The sequence below is a fragment of the Streptococcus sp. ZY19097 genome, from assembly GCF_040731245.1.
In the GTDB taxonomy this organism is placed as follows: Bacteria; Bacillota; Bacilli; order Lactobacillales; family Streptococcaceae; genus Streptococcus; species Streptococcus orisratti.
On sequence record NZ_CP160400.1, the window covers coordinates 2,134,428 to 2,156,638 of the forward strand.

The 22,211-nt window shown below is 39.0% G+C and carries 22 protein-coding genes and 2 pseudogenes; 5 read left to right on the plus strand and 19 right to left on the minus strand.

The window, feature by feature from the left end; translation table 11 throughout:
* Positions 1-89: 89 nt before the first annotated feature.
* The 8 genes and pseudogenes from tnpA to ABZ559_RS10525 all read right to left on the minus strand — a co-directional run bounded on the left by tnpA (position 90) and on the right by ABZ559_RS10525 (position 7,359).
* Entirely contained in the window at positions 90-563 is a 474-nt protein-coding gene (tnpA, locus tag ABZ559_RS10490; RefSeq protein ID WP_002891962.1) for an IS200/IS605 family transposase, read from the minus strand.
* Between the two features lie 409 nt (positions 564-972).
* A complete protein-coding gene (gene secE / locus ABZ559_RS10495; protein WP_321058620.1) occupies positions 973-1,149 on the minus strand; it encodes a preprotein translocase subunit SecE in 177 nt (58 codons plus the stop codon).
* A 26-nt stretch (positions 1,150-1,175) separates the two neighbouring features.
* Entirely contained in the window at positions 1,176-1,328 is a 153-nt protein-coding gene (gene rpmG, locus ABZ559_RS10500) for a 50S ribosomal protein L33 (protein WP_273414663.1), read from the minus strand.
* Between the two features lie 430 nt (positions 1,329-1,758).
* Positions 1,759-2,406 (minus strand): annotated as a pseudogene (locus ABZ559_RS10505) (transposase); the annotation flags it as partial.
* Between the two features lie 480 nt (positions 2,407-2,886).
* Positions 2,887-4,137, minus strand: coding sequence for a glutamate-5-semialdehyde dehydrogenase (locus ABZ559_RS10510; RefSeq protein ID WP_367006322.1), 1,251 nt, complete (start codon positions 4,135-4,137; stop codon positions 2,887-2,889).
* Positions 4,138-4,146: 9 nt separating this feature from the next.
* Positions 4,147-4,950: a glutamate 5-kinase gene (proB, locus tag ABZ559_RS10515; RefSeq protein WP_026217128.1), complete on the minus strand. Its 804-nt coding sequence runs from the start codon at positions 4,948-4,950 to the stop codon at positions 4,147-4,149.
* Positions 4,951-5,002: 52 nt separating this feature from the next.
* Complete coding sequence (locus tag ABZ559_RS10520) at positions 5,003-6,619, minus strand: ABC transporter permease (protein WP_367006323.1); 1,617 nt, start codon at positions 6,617-6,619, stop codon at positions 5,003-5,005.
* Positions 6,620-6,624: 5 nt separating this feature from the next.
* Positions 6,625-7,359 carry an ABC transporter ATP-binding protein gene (locus ABZ559_RS10525; protein WP_018375642.1) on the minus strand — a complete coding sequence of 245 codons (735 nt, stop codon included), beginning with the start codon at positions 7,357-7,359 and terminating at the stop codon, positions 6,625-6,627.
* 241 nt (positions 7,360-7,600) lie between these two features.
* Here ABZ559_RS10525 and ABZ559_RS10530 point away from each other — a divergent pair, with 241 nt between their 5' ends.
* The 4 genes from ABZ559_RS10530 (at position 7,601) to ABZ559_RS10545 (ending at position 11,237) form a co-directional block, all read left to right on the plus strand.
* Entirely contained in the window at positions 7,601-8,767 is a 1,167-nt protein-coding gene (locus ABZ559_RS10530) for an IS30 family transposase (protein ID WP_367005779.1), read from the plus strand.
* A gap of 456 nt (positions 8,768-9,223) precedes the next feature.
* Positions 9,224-9,988 (plus strand): hypothetical protein, encoded by a 765-nt coding sequence (locus ABZ559_RS10535; RefSeq protein WP_018375643.1) that lies wholly within the window; start codon positions 9,224-9,226, stop codon positions 9,986-9,988.
* A 164-nt stretch (positions 9,989-10,152) separates the two neighbouring features.
* Positions 10,153-10,743 (plus strand): peptidase, encoded by a 591-nt coding sequence (locus ABZ559_RS10540; protein ID WP_367006325.1) that lies wholly within the window; start codon positions 10,153-10,155, stop codon positions 10,741-10,743.
* A complete protein-coding gene (locus ABZ559_RS10545) occupies positions 10,743-11,237 on the plus strand; it encodes a YgjV family protein (RefSeq protein ID WP_367006326.1) in 495 nt (164 codons plus the stop codon). Before ABZ559_RS10540 ends, ABZ559_RS10545 begins: the two co-directional genes overlap by 1 nt.
* Before the next feature lie 56 nt (positions 11,238-11,293).
* Here ABZ559_RS10545 and ABZ559_RS10550 read toward each other — a convergent pair whose 3' ends face one another.
* Positions 11,294-12,139: a DegV family protein gene (locus ABZ559_RS10550; RefSeq protein WP_367006327.1), complete on the minus strand. Its 846-nt coding sequence runs from the start codon at positions 12,137-12,139 to the stop codon at positions 11,294-11,296.
* 199 nt (positions 12,140-12,338) lie between these two features.
* Between ABZ559_RS10550 and ABZ559_RS10555 the strand changes: the two genes are divergently transcribed.
* On the plus strand, positions 12,339-12,899 hold the full coding sequence (locus ABZ559_RS10555; RefSeq protein ID WP_273403557.1) for a TetR/AcrR family transcriptional regulator: 561 nt from the start codon (positions 12,339-12,341) through the stop codon (positions 12,897-12,899).
* Positions 12,900-12,928: 29 nt separating this feature from the next.
* Here the strand turns inward: ABZ559_RS10555 and ABZ559_RS10560 are convergent, their stop codons facing one another.
* The 10 genes and pseudogenes from ABZ559_RS10560 to ABZ559_RS10605 form a co-directional block, all read right to left on the minus strand.
* A complete protein-coding gene (locus ABZ559_RS10560) occupies positions 12,929-13,738 on the minus strand; it encodes a Cof-type HAD-IIB family hydrolase (protein WP_367006328.1) in 810 nt (269 codons plus the stop codon).
* A complete protein-coding gene (locus ABZ559_RS10565; protein ID WP_367006330.1) occupies positions 13,731-14,354 on the minus strand; it encodes a trimeric intracellular cation channel family protein in 624 nt (207 codons plus the stop codon). The genes ABZ559_RS10560 and ABZ559_RS10565 overlap by 8 nt, the downstream gene beginning before the upstream one ends.
* 78 nt (positions 14,355-14,432) lie before the next feature.
* On the minus strand, positions 14,433-14,639 hold the full coding sequence (locus ABZ559_RS10570; protein WP_367006332.1) for a heavy metal-associated domain-containing protein: 207 nt from the start codon (positions 14,637-14,639) through the stop codon (positions 14,433-14,435).
* 543 nt (positions 14,640-15,182) lie between these two features.
* Entirely contained in the window at positions 15,183-17,420 is a 2,238-nt protein-coding gene (locus ABZ559_RS10575) for a heavy metal translocating P-type ATPase (RefSeq protein ID WP_367006333.1), read from the minus strand.
* Positions 17,417-17,854, minus strand: coding sequence for a CopY/TcrY family copper transport repressor (locus ABZ559_RS10580; RefSeq protein WP_277290544.1), 438 nt, complete (start codon positions 17,852-17,854; stop codon positions 17,417-17,419). Before ABZ559_RS10580 ends, ABZ559_RS10575 begins: the two co-directional genes overlap by 4 nt.
* A gap of 182 nt (positions 17,855-18,036) precedes the next feature.
* Positions 18,037-18,379: pseudogene (locus ABZ559_RS10585) on the minus strand (Smr/MutS family protein); the annotation flags it as partial.
* 309 nt (positions 18,380-18,688) lie between these two features.
* Positions 18,689-19,462: an AraC family transcriptional regulator gene (locus ABZ559_RS10590; protein WP_367006335.1), complete on the minus strand. Its 774-nt coding sequence runs from the start codon at positions 19,460-19,462 to the stop codon at positions 18,689-18,691.
* Positions 19,463-19,704: 242 nt separating this feature from the next.
* Positions 19,705-19,968 (minus strand): RICIN domain-containing protein, encoded by a 264-nt coding sequence (locus tag ABZ559_RS10595; protein WP_367006336.1) that lies wholly within the window; start codon positions 19,966-19,968, stop codon positions 19,705-19,707.
* Positions 19,969-20,018: 50 nt separating this feature from the next.
* Positions 20,019-20,672 carry a glycoside hydrolase family 16 protein gene (locus tag ABZ559_RS10600; RefSeq protein WP_367006338.1) on the minus strand — a complete coding sequence of 218 codons (654 nt, stop codon included), beginning with the start codon at positions 20,670-20,672 and terminating at the stop codon, positions 20,019-20,021.
* A 63-nt stretch (positions 20,673-20,735) separates the two neighbouring features.
* Positions 20,736-22,034, minus strand: coding sequence for a family 16 glycosylhydrolase (locus tag ABZ559_RS10605; protein WP_367006339.1), 1,299 nt, complete (start codon positions 22,032-22,034; stop codon positions 20,736-20,738).
* Positions 22,035-22,211 lie beyond the last annotated feature (177 nt).

Genomic DNA, 22,211 nt, shown 5'->3' on the forward strand with positions numbered 1-22,211 from the left:
TGCTACCGGCCGAGGCCTAAAGGCCTACCGAATGGTTTCCCTTCAGCACCACCTTTGCTAGCTGACCCGACTAGCGGGTCTCTTTAAGACTACTTTCTTTTATTCTTCTCACCTGTAAACGGATCATATTCCTCGAAAAGACTGAGCTGATCTGCTATCACGTCTTCTTGTAATTGATTACGAATATATTCTTCAATTCGCTTCTGATTTCGCCCAACCGTATCAACATAAAACCCTCGACACCAAAATTTGCGATTCCCATATTTATACTTTAAATTAGCGTGTCGGTCGAATATCATTAAGCTACTTTTACCCTTTAAATATCCCATAAATGAGGAAATACTTAGCTTCGGTGGTATACTCACCAACATGTGAATGTGATCTGGGCATGCTTCTGCTTCATGAATTTCAACACCTTTTCTTTCACATAATAACCGTAAGATTTGACCAATACTTGCTTTGTATTTCCCATAGATTATCTGACGTCTATATTTTGGGGCGAAAACAATATGATACTTACAATTCCATGTAGTATGTGCTAAACTATTATTATCCTGTCTCATCAGAGGTCCTCCTTTTGTATATTAGTTAGTGGTCGGGAAACCTTATCTAATATAACACTTTAGGGGGACTTTTTTGATACATCGCTAAAAGCTTTTCGGAACCACTAGCACAGCTAGTGGTTTTCGTGAGACAAACAACGGCCTTGCCCCTCTTGAAATGAGGAACAAGGCCGTTGCCTAATCTTTTATTATTTCATTGTCCACTTGACAGGGAGCAGTTCAGATTCAAGCTGATTTTAACAAAAGCCAGCTGAAAGTCTGCGTTTTTTATTATTGGCTAGTTCTTGACCAGCCTCATTGTGAAAACGTTACTATAAAAATGATACTCCAGTTATTAACGCTTCAATATCATTGACTAAGAATTAAAAATTTATCTTTTAAATAATGTACCTATACTTAGCCTATAAGTTTAAAAACGATTGATCAGATCAATGACACCAAAAGCTAACAATTTATCAAAAATATAGATAACTAAGGTAAAGAAGGCCGTATACTCTAAAACCGAGAGAAAATCCTTCCAGCGTTGATTAGGGTCAGGCCATGTCGTGTCCTTTAAAACAGTGAAAATACTTCCTATGAATCTCACTTTAATCTCCTTTACTTATTCTATGATTAGCGCGTTTCTTTGTGCAAGGTATATTTTTTACAGTGTTTACAAAATTTATTAACTTCTAATCGTGTTGTTTTAGGTGTGCTACTAATTGCAATCGAATAGTTACGACTACCACATTCTGCACATGCCAAGCTTGCTTTTTTTTGTGCCATAACGCCTCCGTAAACTTGATTCTACCACATTTACCTGTTTCTAGCAAGTTAAAATCAAAATCTGATTTTTTCTGCTATCTTTTACTAATAATTGATTTAAGGGGTGCTTCCTTTTAATCCTAGGATCACCTTTTGTAACTTTACAAATCATACTCCTAAGCATTTAAAAATCCATATTGAAACTATAATTGCGAATTTTAATCTATACTTGTTCACTAGAGTTCGTTTCAGGTTTGTTATAAGTAATAAGTAAAATGAAAAGTAAACTCTATATTTTCAAGCATATAAATGGATGAAAGTTAGCACATTACGCTCAACTAAAATCAAAATCTGACAATCCAACTTATGTGAAATATCCTCTTTAAAATAGACCAATCTAATCTTTGTACCACTTTTCGAAGCCTCGTTTGCGAATTTTAATCCAGACTTATTCAATAGGGTTCATCACAGGGGGATAAGGCGGAGCAAAGTCAAGCCTATATTAGTTGTTTTTTCAACTGTCTTAGATTTATGTCAAATAGCGTTATCCATAGCCAAAAGGATGTAGTCATTCGGGTGGGCTTGGGATAATTGTCTCAAAAATTCATTCATCCAGTTGGTATTACAGACTCCAGCAATCATAAAGAAGGAGTCGCCGATTCGGATATCAACTGCTCCGTGACAATAGCGATACTCTCTAATATAATAACTATGAACTTGAGGGCGTTCTCTTCCAGGTGTCCAGGACTTGCCTGTTTTACTAATTCGTCCAAATCTTGCTTCATCTGGATACACAACCGTATCTTTTGATAATATATACTATATTTAAAACGATTTCTAACTTTCTTGAATGAAGATTTTATTTTAGGCGCTAAAATAGGCTTGGGTCTGAATTCTTGGGATGTTCTAGTCTAGGAGTCACTTAAGTTGCTTGCTGCTTAAGCTACATTCCCCACCCCTCAAAGAATCTTGTTGATTTTTTGAACCAACCATGACGCTTTAAGGGTGCATGAAAACCTTCGCAAGTCGTTGGACGACCACCCCTTTTTTGATAAGCCTTAAAAACTTTATCTATGGTTACACATTCCCCTGTTAATGAGTTGGTAAAATGCTCTTTAAAAAAACTTCTTCTACTTCAAGGAAAAGTCTGTAAAAATGACAACATTCACGTCTCTTCCCTTAGGAGCAATCTTTTTATCTAACTAACGAATCCGTAGATTTCGTACTATTTGATGGATGAAACCTATGTTTTTGATTTTTTTGTTAGCTATTAGACTATTTCTTTCTAAACGAAAAACATATGTCCGTCCTGAGCATTACGCCCATTGATAACCACTTTTGACAAGTTAATTTTACTATCTATTAATATTTTCAAGCATATAGTACTCCGAAAAAGCAGCTTACATTTTTTTGATTTTTACTAACGTAGAATAGATGATACAATTATCCATTCGAGAAGCATAGGCTCCTCAAAGCCTTCACGAAATCTAGAGCAAGACCACAGAACTCCTTGCCAACGTTTCATTTTCACCTCAGCAATGAAAATTTAGCCTTAGGAAGAACGTTGTGCCTCACTCCTTTATTGTCTTACCTGTCCTTGACCATTAATATAGAACTTTGTAGAAGTTAATGCCTCAAGTCCCATTGGACCTCGAGCATGCATTTTTTGTGTTGAAATACCGATTTCTGCTCCCAGACCAAAAACAAACCCATCTGTAAAACGTGTTGAGGCATTGACATAGACGGCTGCTGCATCAACTTGGTCTTGAAATGATTCAGCGTGTGTAATATTTTGGGTGATAATTGCTTCCGAGTGATGAGTCGTATGCCTATTTATCCAATCAATAGCCCGATCTACGGAAGTGACAAGTTTTACTGACATGATGTAATCAAGAAACTCAGTGTTAAAATCTTCCTCGGTAGCTGGAACTGCATTTTTAAAGAGTTTTAGCGATTCCTGATCAGCTCGAAATTCAATAGGATGTACTTTGGAAATTTCTTCCTCTAATTTTGGAAGAAATTGCTCTGCTATTTTTGCGTGAACTACCAAGGACTCTGCAGAATTGCAGACACTTGGTCGCTGCGTCTTAGCATTAATGACGATGTTAATCGCCATATCTAGATCGGCACTGTCATCAACATAAATATGACAATTTCCTACTCCTGTTTCAATAATTGGGACTTTTGATTTTTCCTTAACTGTTTGGATGAGGCGTGCTCCTCCACGAGGGATAAGGACATCAACATAGTCTACAGCTTGCATCAATTCTTCCGCTACAGTATGACTTGTGTCTTCAATAAGTTGAACGACATCGGCATTGATTCCAGAAGTGGCGAGTACCTTTCTAATAACGGAAACAAGAGCTGTATTGGAATGAATGGCATCTCTGCCACCACGAAGAATAATGGCATTCCCTGTCTTGAAAGCTAGTGAAAAGGCATCAACAGTAACATTTGGCCGACTTTCAAAAATCATAGCGATGACACCTAACGGCACACGCTTTTGCACTATTTTAAGCCCATCCAAATTGGTATAACCACGAACAACTTGACCAATGGGGTCTTGTAAATCAGCAACTTGATTCACTCCTTCCGCAATGCCTTTGATTCTTTCTTCGGTCAAACGTAATCTGTCTAGCATAATATCTGAGATTCCATTTCCCTTGGCTGCCTTCAAATCACGGTCATTCTCTGAAAGAATATAATCAGTTTGAATAATCAAAGCCTGAGCAACTTGTCGAAGAATGTTATTTTTTTCTGAACTTCCCAGTCCAAGCAAGGTTTGACTAGCTGCTTTCGCATTTTTCCCTAAATTATCAATATATGTCATTTGAGCCTCCTATTTTTCTTGGGCAAACCAGGTACCAATCTGGTCACCGCTTAAAACACGAAGTATATCACGAGGTTGGGCACCATTCATCAAAATCATTTGGCTTTGATTTTCAAAAACCATCTGAGCGCTCTTTACTTTACTGAGCATTCCACCCGTTCCAAACTTACTTCCCGCACCTCCTGCTGAGGTGATGATTTCGTCTGTGATTAACGAAACATGACTTCGTAATTTGGCATCATCATAAATATTAGGATTCTTATCAAAAAGTCCATCAATGTCTGACAACATGATAAGTAAATCAGCCTTTGTGATTTTAGCAACGACAGCAGAAAGGCGGTCATTATCGCCAAACTTAGTGATGTGATCCATCTCATCAACACTAATAGCATCATTCTCATTTACGATAGGCACAACTCCTATTGAAAGTAATGATTCAAAAGCATTGGTGACATTAGATAAGCTTTCAGGGTACTCAACAACATCACGTGTGAGCAGGATTTGAGACACTGTTGTTTGGTAGTGTGAAAAGATCTGTGAGTAGAGACTCATCATAGCTACTTGTCCGACACTTGATACTGCTTGTTGTTGGGATATTTCAGCCGGTCGTTTCTCCAAACCTAAAACATCCAGTCCAAATCCCATGGCACCTGATGATACTAAAATTACTTCTTTCCCTGTATTCATCAGGCTAGAGATAACAAAAGCCAGTTGATCAATTTTGGATAAATTAATCTTTCCATTAGGCAAAACAAGGGAACTTGTTCCAATTTTAATTACAATACGTTTTACAGTTTCAAAATTTCGTTTCATAGGTATAATTATACTATAAATACCGTGCGTATGCACGGTATTCTTTTTGATATTAACCAAGTTGTTTCCAGAATATCTTATTCACAAAGAGCTGGGTAAGCCCCAATAACAATACAGAAGCTATTGTCACAGCGCTGTTAACTGCTAGAGGATTTTTCGTTATGATACTGGCGAATATGGCTATAGCAACAACAATACCCCCAAATATGAGATTTCCAAACATAAAAGCCATCATCGTCCACTGACCCGCACCGCGGGTAAACAATTGGGTGACATCTTGCCATTTCAAATCTAACAATTTGTAATCACGGCGATAGACGAACTCTCCTTGCAAGCTTGCCATTAAAATGAACCCTAACACAAAGGACACTACAAGAATTGGATGAAATTTGAGAACTACCAATCCTAGCCCTGCATAAACAAGAACAGGAATAATCACTTGAAGTCCTAGCAAAACAAGAAACTTTTGATGTAAAAATCGTTTGAAATTTAAAGGTAGTGATTTAAAGAATGTATAATTTTCTCTTTCAAGCGAGATCCCTACACCAAGAAAAGAGGTCGGAGTACTACACATACTACCTAAAATCATGCCAACTAGTAAAGCAATGCCAAAGTAGTCTGGGGTAATCATCGTTGAAAAATTACTACCATTAATTGCCATGGGCATAACAAAAGAAACTGCAAAAATGAGTGGCATAAGATAAGTTTGTGTCAAAAGCGTCGCGTTTTGGAGTGTTGATAAATGATGACGAATCAGGACTTTAGATAAGGATGCATCAATAGTTTCTTTAGGCTTTCTAATTCTCCGTGCTTGACTTTTAGCATTGACGTAAAGTGCTTCTTGATAGTAGTTTGGCATGATATATTTGATAATACCCACAATCAACAAAACAAGAACTAGTAATGGTAACCAAAAGTTTAGCAAGGCATTTAAACCCAAAGGTGCTACAACAACATCATGAAATCCTCTAAAATAAGGAACGATTCCTCGGTCAGAGATAACTCCTTCTTCAACCATACGGGTCTGATTGGTTGCATTTAGATAAAAAATGAGACCTACAGCACCAAATGTCGACAAAAACATCAGTGCCGTCGAAATCAATTTACGTTTTGGGCTTCTGACAATAACGCGCCCAATGAGGCTGTTAAGGTAAAGTGCGAGCGTCATAGAGGAGACCAGCAAAATCGCAAAAAGTAAGATAGCCAACGGAATCGCAACAAACGCACCAGCTATTTGCCAATAAGCAATACCAAAGAGAGATAGAAGGGGCATAAGAAAAACAGACCCCATCCCCAAGGAAGAAATAATCTTTGCAACGTAAAGTTCGGATGATTTTACAGGTAAATAGACATAAAGCTTAACATCATTACTCTCATAAAAAATAGTATACATCGCTGTGAAAGCAGATATAGTTGCCATGACAAAGAAAATAGCCACATAAAATGAAAAATATCCTGGATAACGCGCAAAATCCATACCAACAAACATAAACAAGTAGATAACCATAAAGACGGCAATCATAATTGCCTGTTGCTGAAACATGCTCTTGTAGGCTGAAAACTTTTTATTAGGTTTACGTTCTTGCTTCTTCTTTAGCGCTGTCAGTGTTTGAGGATTAGAGTATAAGATGTTAATTTTAACGAGTTCCCAAATAATCTTCCAATTCATCTTATTCACCCCACTTCTTGTGATTTGCGACCAGCCATTTCCAAATAGATTGTTTCTAGGTCTTTTTCTGGGTGGTTTGCTTTAAGCTCATCTAATGTTCCAACAAAAATTAGTTTCCCTTGTTTTAAAATTCCAATTCGATCACACAATTGCTCTGCTACTTGGAGTACATGTGTGGAGAAAATTACTGTATTTCCCGCTTTTGCGTGCTCTTTCATCAATTCCTTCAAGTCAAAAGAAGCCTGAGGATCAAGTCCTGTCAAGGGTTCGTCCAAAATCCAAATATCAGGATTTGAAACCAAAGCACCGATAACGATAACTTTTTGACGCATTCCATGTGAAAAACTATCAATCATTTCCTCTTTCTGAGTAGAAAGATCAAATAGTTTGCTCAACGTCTCAATGCGCTCCTCTGCAAGATTCTTATCAATATCGTAAATTTTTGCAAGAAAGTGCCAATATTCATTGGCGGTCAAATTTAGGAAAATATCTGGTGAATCTGGAACGTAACCAATCTTTTTCTTTATTTCATCACGGTGTTGTGACAAGGCCAAGTCATCCAAATATACTTCTCCATAACTGGCTTCAATAATAGATGTTAAAATACTAATTGTCGTTGTTTTACCAGCTCCGTTATGACCAATCAATCCAAAAATTTCACCATTGTTAATGGTCACATTAAGGTCGCTTAGAGCTTCTTTTTCACCATACAATTTTGATACATGATCAAATTTTATCATCTTAATCCTCCTCGTAAAACTATTCATTTAATCTCACACTTTTGTTCTATCAAAGCAACACAAAAGTTACTATCATTATACCCCTCATTTCTCATTTGTCAAGCGTTTCCAATTCGTTTTTAGCCATTTTTATTCTTTCCTAAATTCTCAAAGTAAGTTCTAGTCTACCCCCAAAGCTGGAAATTAGACTGAGACAAAAAAATAAGGTAGAACTTACTATGGGACAAGTTGGTAACTGACAATGAAAAACAAACACTTAACTCTCTCTGATCGCAATGATATTCAAATAGGAATTGAACAGCTCAAAACCTTTTCGGCTATAGCAGCTAAGTTAGGAAAAGATCCGTCCACAATTTCAAAAGAAGTTCGGAGAAATAGGGTGACAAAAGAGAACTCTAGTGCTTCCAATTGTGAGGCCTGCCCTCTGCTCAAAAAGGCTCCCTACGTTTGTAATGCCTGTCCGAAAAAGAGATTGAACTGTGGATACCAGAAACAGTTCTACTATGCCAAAAGAGCTCAGCTTGATTATGAAGCTAAGCTCTCGGAGTCGAGAACAGGCGTTGCCCTAAACAAAGAAGAATTCTATCGTATGGACGAGATTGTCTCTTCAGCCATACAAAAGGGACAACATCTCAACCACATCATCGCCTCAAACGAACTTTCGGCATCCAGAGCTTCTATCTACCGATACCTTGAAAAAGGATATCTTTCCACAAAGCCTATTGATTTCCCCCGTGTCGTGAAATTCAGAAAACGTCGAACAAGAGATCTTCCTCCCATTCCTAAAACTGCCAAAGAAGGACGGTCCTATGAGGACTTCCAACGCTTTCTCACAAAAGAAGGCATCAGCTATTGGCTGGAAATGGACACCGTTACTGGACGGATTGGAGGAAAAGTTCTTCTAACCTTCAACCTCTCCTTCTGTAACTTTATTTTCGCTCGATTGCTTGATAATAAAACAGCTAATGAGGTCGCTAAACACCTCTACATTATCAAAAACGACCTGCATCAGAAAGAGATAGACTTCTGCGAACTATTCCCTGTCATTCTGACCGACAATGGTGGTGAATTCGCCAGAGTGGACGACATCGAAAGGGATGTTCGCGGAGAATCAAAGCTATTCTTCTGTGACCCCAATCGTTCTGACCAGAAAGGGAGAATTGAGAAGAATCACACACTTATCAGAGATATTCTTCCTAAAGGCAGTTCGTTTGACAACTTGACACAGGAGGACATCAACCTGGTTTGTTCGCATGTCAACAGCGTCAAACGAGCTTCTTTCAACGGAAAATCGGCTTATGAACTCTTTACATTTACCTACGGTGAGGAATTGGCAACACTTTTGGGTATCTCTAAAATTGACCCTGAGAACGTCATTCAATCTCCACGATTACTAAATAATCACTAGTTTTTATCAAAAAAATTAATCAAAAATAGAAAGGAACTTGTCCCATCCCAAATTCCAGATAGCTAGAACTTACTTTGAGACGTCTCAGAGCCAGTAACTTTAGTGTACTCTTTTTTTCAACAATTTCAAGCCAAAAACACCCTTGAAGCCTCATTTTAGTCAAAAACAGAACTTAGTCTGAGACTAAATTCTGTTGGTTTTATGCAGTTTTCTCATAGTAACTTCTGGGAGACTCAGACCTAGAACTTACTTTGAGAATTTACCATTTTTATTCTTTAATGAAATATTTTGAAGCAGCTGACCGAATTCTCTTCTGATAAAAGTTATTATCACTTATATACAATTTAATTCAAAAATGGTCGTATACCCACAAAAGAAATGCAGGGCTTTTTTATCAGAAAATTAAAAACATCTCACTTTTATGTTATAATAGTAAAAAAGTCGAGGAGATACCGTATGAAATTTGAAAAGAAAGAAATGTTAGCACTTGCTGCCAGCTCTGTATTGCTATTGTTTGCAGCGACAATTTTTTTTGTACATGAAAATAAGGCACAGTCAGCTGCCAACAAAAAACTTGATTCATCAAAAGAATCACAGGTAGATATTGCAAAAATTCAGAGTTTATTGACAAGTATTGAAAAAGCACCAAGCGATGCCAGTATCAAGAACATTGATAACTTATTGAAGAAACTCCCAGATTCTGAAAAAAAGCAAGATCTCATCAAACGTTTGGATACTATTAAGATAAACTTAGCCAAAGAAGCCGCAGAAAAAAATGCTATCGCAGAAGCAGAAAACGCAGTTAAGACCTTGGAAGATAATCAAAATCAAGACAATTTGACTGCTGCTCAAGAAGCTATCAATAAAATTGCCAAAGAGGAAAATAAGAAAGCGTTACAAGAACGTCTTGCTGCTGTTAAGGCTAATTTAGAAGCTATTGCAGAAGCAGCACAGGCAAGTGCCAATACAGTAATTCAAGATAACACCTCTCAAACACAACAAAACAATAGCAATAACTATACTTATAGTACACCTAGCGTTGTTGTTCCTAATACAAATTCTTCTGTTCCTTCACAAACACCAGTACCAAGTCAGGAGCCCACACCTAATCCTACGCCTACCTCTGAGCCACAACCATCTGAAACACCTAGTACTTCAACTCCCGAAACAGCACCATCATCAAATACTGAATCTAATGAGAATGTTTCAGCTAACAATTAAAACCACTATGCCCTGGAGGTTATAAAGACTAAGTCCTTATAACCTCTTTACTGTGAAACTATGTTACTTTCTACCATAATAAACTTACGAAAGTATTGAATTATTGAAAAATCCGGTTTATAATGGATGTATTGGAATTTTTTACAAATGCGAAAGGGATTTTAATGAAAACTTCTAAAAGTGAGATTGTCTATCTCATTCTAAGTATCCTAATGGTTGCTTTAGCAGGTAGCGTTTACTTCCTTTTTGGAAATAAAAATAATGCTACAAACTCATCAGTAGCTACTAAACAAGTATCCACTGAACAATCTACTCATTCGGAATCAAAAGAGCTTAGTGCTGCAAAAGCTGCTGTTGAAGCTTTGGAGTCTAATCCTAGCCAAGAAAATCTGACTGCTGCTCAAGAAGCCATCAAATCTGTTAAAGATGACGTTAAAAAGACTGAATTGCAGATTCGCATCGATACGGTCTCAGCTGAGTTAACCAAACAAACAGCTGCAGAAGAGGCTGTTAAGACTGCTGAGGAGACGCAAACTACTGTAAATGTTGCTGCTGCTCAAGAAGCCATTGATGCCTTAACTGATAACTCAAAAAAAGCTGAACTTCAGGTACGACTTGATGCTGTCTCTAAAGCTATTGCTTCTCAAGCTAGCGCAGTTACTAGTTATGACTCTATGAATACTTATTATTCTAATACTTATTCAAATCAAGCACCATCAACTTATACATCCGAAACCATTCAGCAGGAGCAATAATGTCTATTGGACTTATTTTCTCTGCTATCGGTGCTAGCTGTCTTGCCGTCTCGGCTTTTACTAAACACAAAGATAGAATGCTTGTTTGGCAAGTTGCCGATTATATTTTTACAATGATAGCTAATCTCCTCCTTGGAGGCTACACTGGAGCTATTTCTATTAGTGTTTCTATCATTCGCAACTTGTTGATGATTAAGAAATGGTATTCTTGGGCGACTGCAACCTTATTTGTATTTCTCCAACTTAGCTTAGGGGCTTACTTTAATAATCTTGGTTGGGTTGGTTTTTTACCCATTATATCCTCTATTTCTTATACCCTTGCAACGTTTATGACCAATAAAATACAATGGTTACGCTGGGTTATTATTGAAAATATGTTACTTTGGTCTTTCTATGATTGGACTATTAAAGCTTATCCTGCCCTAATAATGGATTTTTTCATTGTTACGACAACACTCATCGCTATCAAAAAAAGTAAAAGGAGCAAGATTTAATCTCGCTCCTTTTGTTTGGTCAATCAAGTCAATAACATTTGCTTTTCAATGGATAACTAGGAAATTTCGTAACCTAATAATACACCACCTTCTTCAGCATAAAAGCTACATAAACCAGATGTTGCAAGGAAAGTAACTTTAGCTTCTGGAAATTTTTCTTGAATTTTCTCTGCCAATTGTTGGCAGATTTTTATATTATTGGCATGTGCAATGACAACACGACCACCTTTATAACCTGCTTTGAGTAATTCTTCAACAGCAATAATTACAGATTTCTTCTGGCCACGCGCCTTTTGAAGAAGTTCAAGTTTTCCTTCACTACTTGCTTCTCCCACCATACGAATATTTAAAAGACCTACAACTTTGCCAACAAGCTTACTAAGGCGCCCATTTTTGACTAGATTATCAACCTTAGAAAGAATAAATAATAGTTTTGTCTTAGACTGATAATCAGTGATGGCCTTCACAACTTCCTCAAAACTCAGTCCCGCTTCAATTAGGTGTATAAGTTCCAAAACAATCAAATCCATTTCTCCTCCTGCTGACAGTGAGTCAATCACGTGAACATTGACAACAGGATTTTCCTCCAAAAGTAGGTTTTTTGCTAGTTGAGCGCTATTTTGGCTACCCGAGAGAGAACCTGTAATAGTCATGGCAATGACATTTTCTGCTCCTTGGTAAGCTTGTAAAAAGGCATCTGGACTGGGACAACTTGAACCTGCTGATGATTTGGTGGCATACAATGTCTCCATCATTTGGTCAATATTTAAACCCTCGTCATCAACAAAAATTTCAGAACCAATTTGAATGGTTAAAGGTACATTTTGAAAAGACACTCCCTCAGGTAAATTTTCTACAGTTTTAAAATCACATCCAGAATCAACAACAATTTTCCATTTCATCTCTACTTCCTCCAGTCTAATTCCTTCTAATGATAAAATTTCAGGACAATTAGTCTATAACTCTGCCTTAAAGCCTGATTTTACGTATTTATTGCTTACTTTATTTGACAAATAAAGCCTTTTCACTTAAAATTATACCATTAAAGACTTTTTTTCTTTTTGAAAAAACGTCCGCTGTCACAACTAAGGAGAATTTGTCATGACTGAAAGGCGGGTTTCAGCTAATTCTATCAGAAACTTAACCCAATTCAATACAGAAAATCGCTCTTTAACACGGGAAGCCATAGAGACTGCTCTGCTATTTTTTATGGAAAGTAAGCAACTTTCTCAGATTACTATCTCAGAATTGGTCAAAAAGGCAGGCGTTTCACGCAATGCTTTTTATCGTAACTACCACTCAAAAGAAGATATTTTGGAAAGCCTCTTGAAACAGACTGTCCGCCAGGTAGGGCGTGGTCTAAAACAATTTGAACTAAAAACACAGACTTATCAAGCTTGGCTTTATCTTTTCCAAGAAGCTCGCAAAGAGGCTCATATCCTTGCTCTAATTTTCAAAAACCATTGCGAAGATTTGTTGAACAAGATTATAGCCAAACGAATTGCCGCCTACCAGCGGTATAAACGCAAATGTCTCATTGCATACAGCAATTCTTTTTGGAGTAGTGCTATCATTTCTGTTCTTCGTAATTGGATTACAGATAACATGCGTATTGCCGAAGAAGATTTGGCTGCCATGGATTTACCTCTATTGCCATTTTAAAACAACAAAGGAACCACAACGGGTTCCTTTTATAATGCATAATCGTAGATAGCCTTGGCAACCCCAGCTTCATCATTGCTGCTAGTCACATATCTACAGCGCTTCTTGATATCCTCTGTTGCATTACCCATAGCCACGCTGTGAGTAGCAAATTCCAGCATTTCAAGGTCGTTAGCCGCATCTCCTAGAGCCATGACTTGATCTGGAGAAAAGCCCAACTTCTCAGAGAGACTTTTAAGGGCACTGGCCTTGGTGTGACCTTTTGGCATCACTTCGAAAATGTAATCTTGGCTGCGCACTACACTGAAATCTTGAGATAACTCTGCCTCTTTGCTATTTTGGAAAGAATCTAATAACGACTCTTCAGCCATGTACATGGCTTGAAAGATAATCTCGGAGCTTTTCTTTACTTCTTCTAGGCTAATTGACTTAGCTTCCGCAAACACTAGGTCAGCATCATATTGAACAAGCATTGGTACTTTATTAGCGACAGCATAATAATTTTCTTCTCCTGTTAAGGTCAAACACACATCTGGATGACTTTGCGTTGCTTGATAAAGGCTTTCCAATTCTTTTGTAGTCACCTGAGCATAGTCCATTAACTCCCAGTTTTTTGTACTATAGATAGTACAACCATTGTTCATAATAATGTATTCTTCCTCAGTCAGACCAAGCTCCTCAAAATAAGGTAAAATTCCAGATTTGGGCCTACCTGTACACAGAACAACTTTGATACCAGCTGCAGCTGCCTTTTGGATAGCAACAATATTTTCTGCTGGTATTTTTTTATTGGAATCAAGAAGCGTTCCGTCCATATCAATTGCAATTAATTTAATCATTTTCGTCTACCTTCCATTTTATTTTAGGCAAATGCCATTGACGCCAATAGCCAATCATCCGTAAGCATGTTAAAACTAGCACCAAGAGATAATAATCTGGATCGTTTTTAGCAATTTTAAAATAAAGTAATAGAGCAGCTAAAATAGACCAGCCAGCGTAAATCTCACTTCGCAGAACACTTGGTTTTCGTCCAGCTAATACATCTCGAACCACACCGCCACCAGCTCCAGTTAAGACAGCAGCAACGATAACTGCACTTAGAGGTTGATGTAACTTTACTGCATAAAGCGTCCCTTGGACACTAAAAGCCGCTAAACCGATAGCATCTGTTAGCACTTCAGCTTTCATCCAACCTTTGCCCACCCATTTTGGGAAAAATATCAGCAAGATCATCGCAGCAAAAGCAAAATGAAAAGCTTGTCCTTGACTCCACAACGCACTGATAGGCAGACCGATGAGAACATTCCGAATAGCACCGCCGCCAAAAGCCGTCACAAATCCTAAAATAAAAATCCCCAGCAGATCAAAGTCTTCCTCCATGGCTACGATGGCTCCTGACAGGGCGAAAGCCACACTGCCAACAATACTTAAAATTTCCCAAACATCTATCGTCATTTGTCACCTAAGCAAAATTTTCCTACTCCATAAGTTTATCATTTTTACAACTAAAAAAACAGGAGGACTCCTGTTTTTTTAGTAAACTTCTTTGCCTAATGTAAACTTTGTCCCTTTGAGGGCACGTTTGAGTGACCATACCCAAGGCTTACCAGTTACGGTAGCTTGTTTTTTGTCCAAGTCAACAACGACTTTTTCAACACCACGTACGGTGGAAAGTTTTTCCGTTACAGTTTTGACGCAACCGTCACATTTCATGCCGGTTATTTCATATGTTTTTTCCATGATAGACTCCTTTTTATTATCATTATTTTTAATTATAGTCTTTTCAACTTAATATCATTTTCTGCACTTTTCCTTAGGTGGTGGGAGGCGGAAGCGACCTCCTATGGACGATAGATACAAGCTTTCGCTTGCTCTATTTCCAACCTTTAACAGTCTTCCAGACTGTTAAAGCCATTCCTTTTCAGCGAGCCTAGGTCTCGCAGACCTCCACCCCTAGAACTTAAATATTCTAGGGGTCATAGCGCAGCGGTTAATTGGTGCTAAAGCACCTATACTATTGTGGTGAGCTACGCTCACTTCATTTCCAACCTCAAAAGGTTCCCCAAACCTTTTGAGCTATGCGGGGGTGAGAGTGAAACAGTCCAGTGAACTGTTTCAGGTCGACATCTAGAAATCGGAAAGTGGAGAGAACCATAGAATTGGGTTTCTGCCCCACTCCCACGGCGGAAAGTGCCTGTTGGTGAGCGGTAAAACTGCCCGTAGTACTCCTTATATTCTGAAAGTAAAAGAGGGATTTCTATTAAACCATCAATCAATTAACTACTACAAATCCAACTTGATGTATTTCAAGCGGAGAGCGTTGAGGACAACCGACACAGAGCTGAATCCCATGGCAAGGCCTGCAATCATTGGATTGAGGAGCGGTCCACCGAAAAGATGGAGGAGCCCCATGGCAACGGGGATAGCCAGAATATTGTAGATGAAAGCCCAGAAGAGATTTTCTTTGATGACACGAATGGTATAGCGACTAATGCTGAGCACCTTGATGACATCAGAAATTTCAGGCTTCATGAGAATAATATCTGCTGACTCGATAGCAATATCTGTCCCCGAACCAACAGCGATACCAATATCGGCAGTCGCTAGAGCAGGGGCATCATTGATACCATCACCAACCATAGCAACGATCTTGCCTTGACTTTGTAGACTTTGGATGGCTTGTGATTTTTGATCTGGTAGCACTTCGCTGATGACAGTCTTGATACCAACTTGGTTGGCAATGGCTTGCGCAGTTTTTGCATTGTCACCAGTCAACATCACCACGTCAATACCCATCTCTTGCAATTTAGCGACAGTAGTCTTGCTGTCTTCCTTGACTAAGTCCGCTACGGTGATAAGTCCCAGTAGATTTGCATTAGCCGAGATGAAAATCGGAGTTTGACCTTGCTCGGTCGCAGCCTGCACCGCTTGCTCAGCTGCGGTCAGGTCAACACCTTGTTCTTCCATGAGTTTGTGGTTCCCGACATAGAGGATTTGCCCTGCTAGGTCAGCTGTTAACCCCAAACCTGTCAAGGAGGTAAAATTCGTCACCTCAACCAATTCCACTTGGTATGCGCTAGCTTTTTCCACAATAGCTTGACTCAGAGGATGTTCTGATAATTTTTCAATAGAAGCCACTTGTGCAAGAAGGTCTTTTGCTGTTCCCTGATAAGCAAAGATGTCAACCACTTGGGGTTTGCCCTGCGTGATAGTCCCCGTTTTGTCAAAGACAATGGTGTCAATATGATGGGCATTTTCGAGGATGTCACCACGCTTATAGAGAATGCCATTTTCAGCGCCACGACCAGTACCAACCATGATAGCTGTCGGTGTTGCAAGCCCAAGAGCACAAGGGCAAGCGATAACCAGCACTGCAATAGCAACAGTCATGGAAAAGACAAAGGTTTGACTCATAACGAAATACCAGAAGAGAGCTGACACAAGGGCGATGGCAATGACCGTCGGAACAAAGACACCCGCAACACGGTCAGCAATCTTGGCAATAGGCGCCTTGATTTGTTGGGCGTCCTCCACCAGCTTGATGATTTGTGCCAAGAGGGTCTCATCGCCAACTTTTTCTGCTTGAATGGTCAGTGCGCCAGCGCCGTTGATAGAGGCGCCGTAAACCTTATCGTCAGCGACCTTTTCCACGGGAATAGATTCACCCGTAAGCATGGACTCGTCAATGGCAGAATGTCCTGATAAGACCACGCCATCTACAGGAATTTTTTCACCAGGTTTGACCAAGATGCGGTCGCCGATAACCACTTCCTCAATAGGGATAGCCTGCTCGACACCGCCACGGATAACGGTAGCCTCCTTGGCGGACAGCTTCATGAGCTTTTGAATAGCATCTGATGTGCGTCCTTTAGACAAGGTTTCAAAATATTTACCCAAAGTTATCAGGGTCAAAATCACAGCAACCGACTCAAAGTAGAGCTCGTGGGCGTGATGGGCGTGTCCCAGCGCAATGTGGTAAATGCCGTAAAGGCTGTAAAGGAAGGCAGCCGACGTTGCCAATGCCACCAGCGCATCCATGTTAGGATGGCCTTTAAAGAGGGTGCGAAAGCCATTGACATAAAAGCGGCGACCAAAATGCATGACAGGCAGGGTCAAGACCAATTGCACCAGCCCATAAATCATAGGGTGGAGCGACATATTGACAATGTCTGGCACCCAAAGTCCCATCATGGAGCCCATTGACAAGTAGAGTAAGGGGAGTGCAAAAACGGCTGACCAGAGGAATTTATGCCACATATTTTGTGTGGCTTCACTCTGGCGTTCGGCCTGACTCTTGGTAGTTGACGGGTCAAAGACCATTGCCCCATACCCCGCGTCAGCGACCGCCTGCTCAATCTGGCTCTCGCTCACCACGTCAGGATTGTAGTCTACCGTCATCTTCTCCGTCGTCAAATTGACCACAGCTGTTTCAACCCCTTGCAACTTTTTGACAGCATTTTCCACATTAATCACACAGGACGCACAAGTCATGCCATCAATGACAAACGTTTCTTCTTTCATACACTCACCTCCAAATGTTCCTTACAGCGACATTGCCCCGGCGTGCAGTTACAGGGCACTTCCTCGACTGCCGATGCTTTTTTGGTCAATAGCAGAGCTTGCAGGGCATCGATATCCGCCATTGTCATAGGGGTGCTGTCCAGCAGGTGCTCTAAGATAGCCCGATGCTTGCGCTGGCAGAATTTAGCGAAAAGCTCATCAGCTTGCTCGTTCTGAGCATCTTCCTCAGTCAAGCACGCGCTATAAATGAAAGACTTACCGCTTTTAACCGTGGTCAGATAACCCTTATCCACTAGGCGTTTGAGCATAGTTTTGACAGTTGACACCGTCCAATCGGTCTTTTGACTAAGCACAGTCAAAATCTCACCGCTGGTGGTCTGCTCCTTGGCCCAAACCACCCGCATGATTTCCCATTCTGCATTTGAAATTGGCATGGCAAACTCCTTTCGTTTACATTTGTAGATTTATTTTATCTCGTTCGTCTACATTTGTCAACAAAAATCTTTGGGTACATTACATTTATTATGAAACTGATAGTCTATTCGTGGTAATCACCTAATCTATATCACAAAACCATGGGGGCGTCCTCATGGTTTTTGCTTTGTTCTAATGTTTTTCACCCCAAATTAGCAATAGTGCAGCCTGAGCTACCTGTACTTTGTGGGGCGTAGCCAAAGGATTTGACATGTTTGTTATGACAGAAGTACTTAGTTACACCTTCGCGAATGCCACCTGTACCAATACGTAGATGATGTCCATCTGGTCCTTATTGAGCAGGACTTAGTCCATAAAGTCATCCAATTTTTGCATAGCTTCTTCCGTAGCGTTTGGCACACAGAACCAAGCGAGTACGTATCACAGAACTCGTCTTAGCTTTTTTAACCACATTTCTTCTTAGGTTTCTGTACTTCTTCTTACACGCGCGCCAAGGTAAACTTATTTTATTTCAATATCATCTTTGAAAATATAGAAAGAGAAAACTGTTCGTAATGAAAAGGAATCACGATAATTTAGATGCTGACAGCTAAGAAAAGATTTGAACTTGCTATTTTTGATTTTCTTTGAGGTTAGATAAGTCTGTAGCTAAACGATACAGGCTACTGTTTAGTTCATCGGAATTATGGGATGAGAGGCAATTCACAACCATACGCTTGTCCCTTGTGAAAACCAAAATAACACTTAGTCAACTTACCTTTCTCAACTTTAATTTTACTCATACATTTCGCATTTAGTTAATTTCTTTGAATGGGAATTTGTTGCTGACCTTGTTATTCCTTATTTTCTTTCGTTGAAACATTTTTATCCCATTTGACAGTGTGATGGGTATCTCGATATTTCTTAGGAGTAATGCCTACCGTCTCTTTAAATTGTTGAATAAAATGGCTTTGGGAGGAAAAGGACAGGTGATTAGCAATTTCAATCATGGAATAGTCACTAAATTTTAGCAAATCTTTGGCAACTTCCATTTTCTTACCCCTAACATAAGAACTTACCGAAACGCCAACCTCTTTTTTAAACAAACGTGATAGATAACTTGGGGAAACTCCGTATTCCATAGCCATCTGTTCAACGGTAATACGCTCTTTGATGTGGCAATAAATGTAATCCTTACAAGCTGCAACGTGTTTAGAAGTTACATCCTTTTGAATACTTCGCCTCATTTTTTCGGTATAATCAATAACCATCTCATCATGTAAATTTTGAACCTCTTGAACAGTGTGGATGTCATCTAACTTTTGAATATAAAAATCACTAAGACGAAATGCTTGTTCAAGTTCCATGCCGTTTTGTCCACACATGCGTGTGATAAGAGCCGTTGTGATGACAAAATGGTATTTCAAATTTGTCACCGGATTTCGTGAAAGCTGACCAACACCGTCTTTTTCTGTAAAACGCTCTTGTTCACAATTTTTTCGGACAGCTTCAACATCTCCAGTAGAAACTGCTTGATAAAACAAGAACTCTTCAGTTAATGGTCGGTGTTCCATCTCATCAGCACTATCACTAGCAGCAAACAACTTCCATTCGTTTTGGTAGTTCATCAGTTCCTCCAAATATTAAACGTAATCGGTAGCTAGCTACTTTGATCAAAGCAATATTCCACCAAAGGAATTCAAAAAAGAGAGCAATACCGTAATCCATTATATCATATTAATAATTGACCATGTGCCAATTCTTTTAAAGGTAACTGTACTGCTGTCATTTCCTTTAAAAATATAGTTCTTATCCAAGAAATCTTATCAAAAAACAGAACGTATTAAAAGAATAAAACAATTGCCATTCATCAACCTGCAAGGTCAATCCACCAACTTTGTGCTAAACTATCAACATCATGATAGACTTCAACATTCGCATTGCTATCTTTACTAGCATAAGAAACATTTAACAGCAACCCTGTCTGTCGATTAGCAATCTTATAAAGGTTATCGCCAGTCGGCATAATCTCCCATTCTTGACTTGGATGATATTGGTACTCCCACCGACATACATTACCACCATCTTTTGCTGTCTTATCTTGAGTAGCTATCCAGTCATAATAGGCATACAATGTTGTCTATTATTCTAATCTCTGTGTTGCCTAAAGGACATCTTTAATCTTTAATGTTTCTTTTTTACCTCATAGGACATCCAATCGTAATAAGCATATAGCGGCGTTTGACCATCATAGGTATCTAGCCAATCATCAACGCCAATTCCTGGCCAAGCATTCATCATGACTTTTCCTGGTGTTTCCGGTATATTCTCGGTCGCTGTATAAACAGCTTTACCATCTACATACCAAGTAATGCTATCTCTTTGCCAATCAAATCCGTAGGTATGAAAATCCTCTGATGCATCAAATCCAAGTTCAAATAAATACTCATGTTCTCCTTCACCATCCGTGAAATAGTTAAACTGAACTTTAGTTGTATCCTTTCCTAAAAATTCAATATCAATTTCATCCCATTTCGTTCCATCACTTGGTCCAGTATAAGTGAAAAAAGAACTGACAACACCTGGATTTTTAATAGCTTTCATGGAAACTTGATAGAACCCATAATGATAATAGTCTCTGGTGCGCCATTCACCTCCTGTATAACCTCCTTGTCCATCACTGTCGATTTTTAAGGACATGAGCTCATCCTTAAAAGTGACATTTTCTGGTTTCCAAATACAGTTGAACATATCTCCATTTGAACCTGTTCTAAGTTCCATAAAGCTATCATCATAAGATTCAAACTTTGTCCCAAATTGGGGATTCGTATTTTTCATTACAACAGTTTTCCATCCTTATCTAAATTAGATTTATTGACCTTTCATTAGTTCCAAAAGGAGCTATCCTTTTCTTCTTTTTGGTTTGAAAATAGCAGCTCCAACTAGAAGAAAACTACCAGCTAGAGAAGCCACTAGACCTGATTTTTCACCAGTATTCGGTAATTTTTGATTATCGTTTTTAGCAATCTTTGCAACACTAGTTTTTTGTACTTCTTTTTCTGCTACAGGAATCTCAGTTTTGTTCGTTTTCTCTATGCAATCTTTCTTAGTTGGTACTTCAACAATATCGTCTTTAGCTGGTTCTTTGTCAATAGTTGGTATTTCAACGTCATCATCCTCAGTTGGTTCTTCCGTTGGAAGTGGTTTGGAAGTAGCTTTCTCGTAACTCATCCAGTCATAATAAGCAACAAGGGGTGTTGTTCCGTCATAGGGTTCCAACCAATCATCAACACCTTTACCTGGCCAAGCATTCATCATGATTTTACCTGGAGTCACTGGAATATTTTCAGTTGCTGTATAAACGGCTACTCCATCGACATACCAAGTAATCTTATCTTTTTGCCAATCAAAAGCATAGGTGTGAAAGTCCTCTGCAGCATCAAATCCTAAATCATGGATATATTCATGTCCTCCCTGACCATTTGTGTAGTAGTTAAATTGAACTTTACTTGTATCTTTACCAAGAAATTCAATATCAATTTCATCCCAAGGGTTATCATCGCTTGGACCTGTATAAGTGAAGAAGGAACTCACTGTACCAGGTTTTTTAATTGGCTTCATGTTAACTGTGTAAATTCCATAGTGGAAAAATTCTTGGGTACGCAATTCCCCTGAAATATATTCAACTGGTGCACTTGTATCTGTTCCGTTATCAATGGTAAGCGTCATGATACCGTTATTAACTTTGACATTTTCTGGTTTCCAGACAGCTCCAAAAGGATTACCATTCCACCAGTCAGCTTTAGCCATAGTGGCTTCATCAAATTTATCAAATTCAGTTCTAAATTCAGTTGGCAAAGTTTTTTCTGCTGTATCTGCTGGTGCAGTTTCCTCCACAGGTGCTTCTGCAACTACAGGCAAATCTGCAGGTGCTTCTGCAGTTACAGTTGCTCCGGCATCCTCAACAACTGTCGTAGCAGCTTCTGTACTAGTAGTATTTTGAACAACATCGCTTGCTGAAGAAACGTCAGCAGTTGTATCAACAGGATTAGTTTCTGTGACTGTAGGAGTAAGCTGAGTTGTGTCCGCTTGTATTGAAACTGTCACATCATCTTCGGCTGAAACAGTTGCCAAACCAACATGTAAGCTACATAGCGCCGCAGCATAACATACATATTTTAGAACATGTTTTTTTGTCATAAAAAATCTCCATTTTCATATTTTTTAATAATTAAATTTAAACTAGCAAATTGAAATATCAATAAACTAGGAGAGGGAATTATACTAGTGTAGTTAAATATAGCGAGATCAATCTGGTCTCAATACACCCTATACATCTCACGCTTCCTAGTAACATACGACTTTCAATAATCGCTC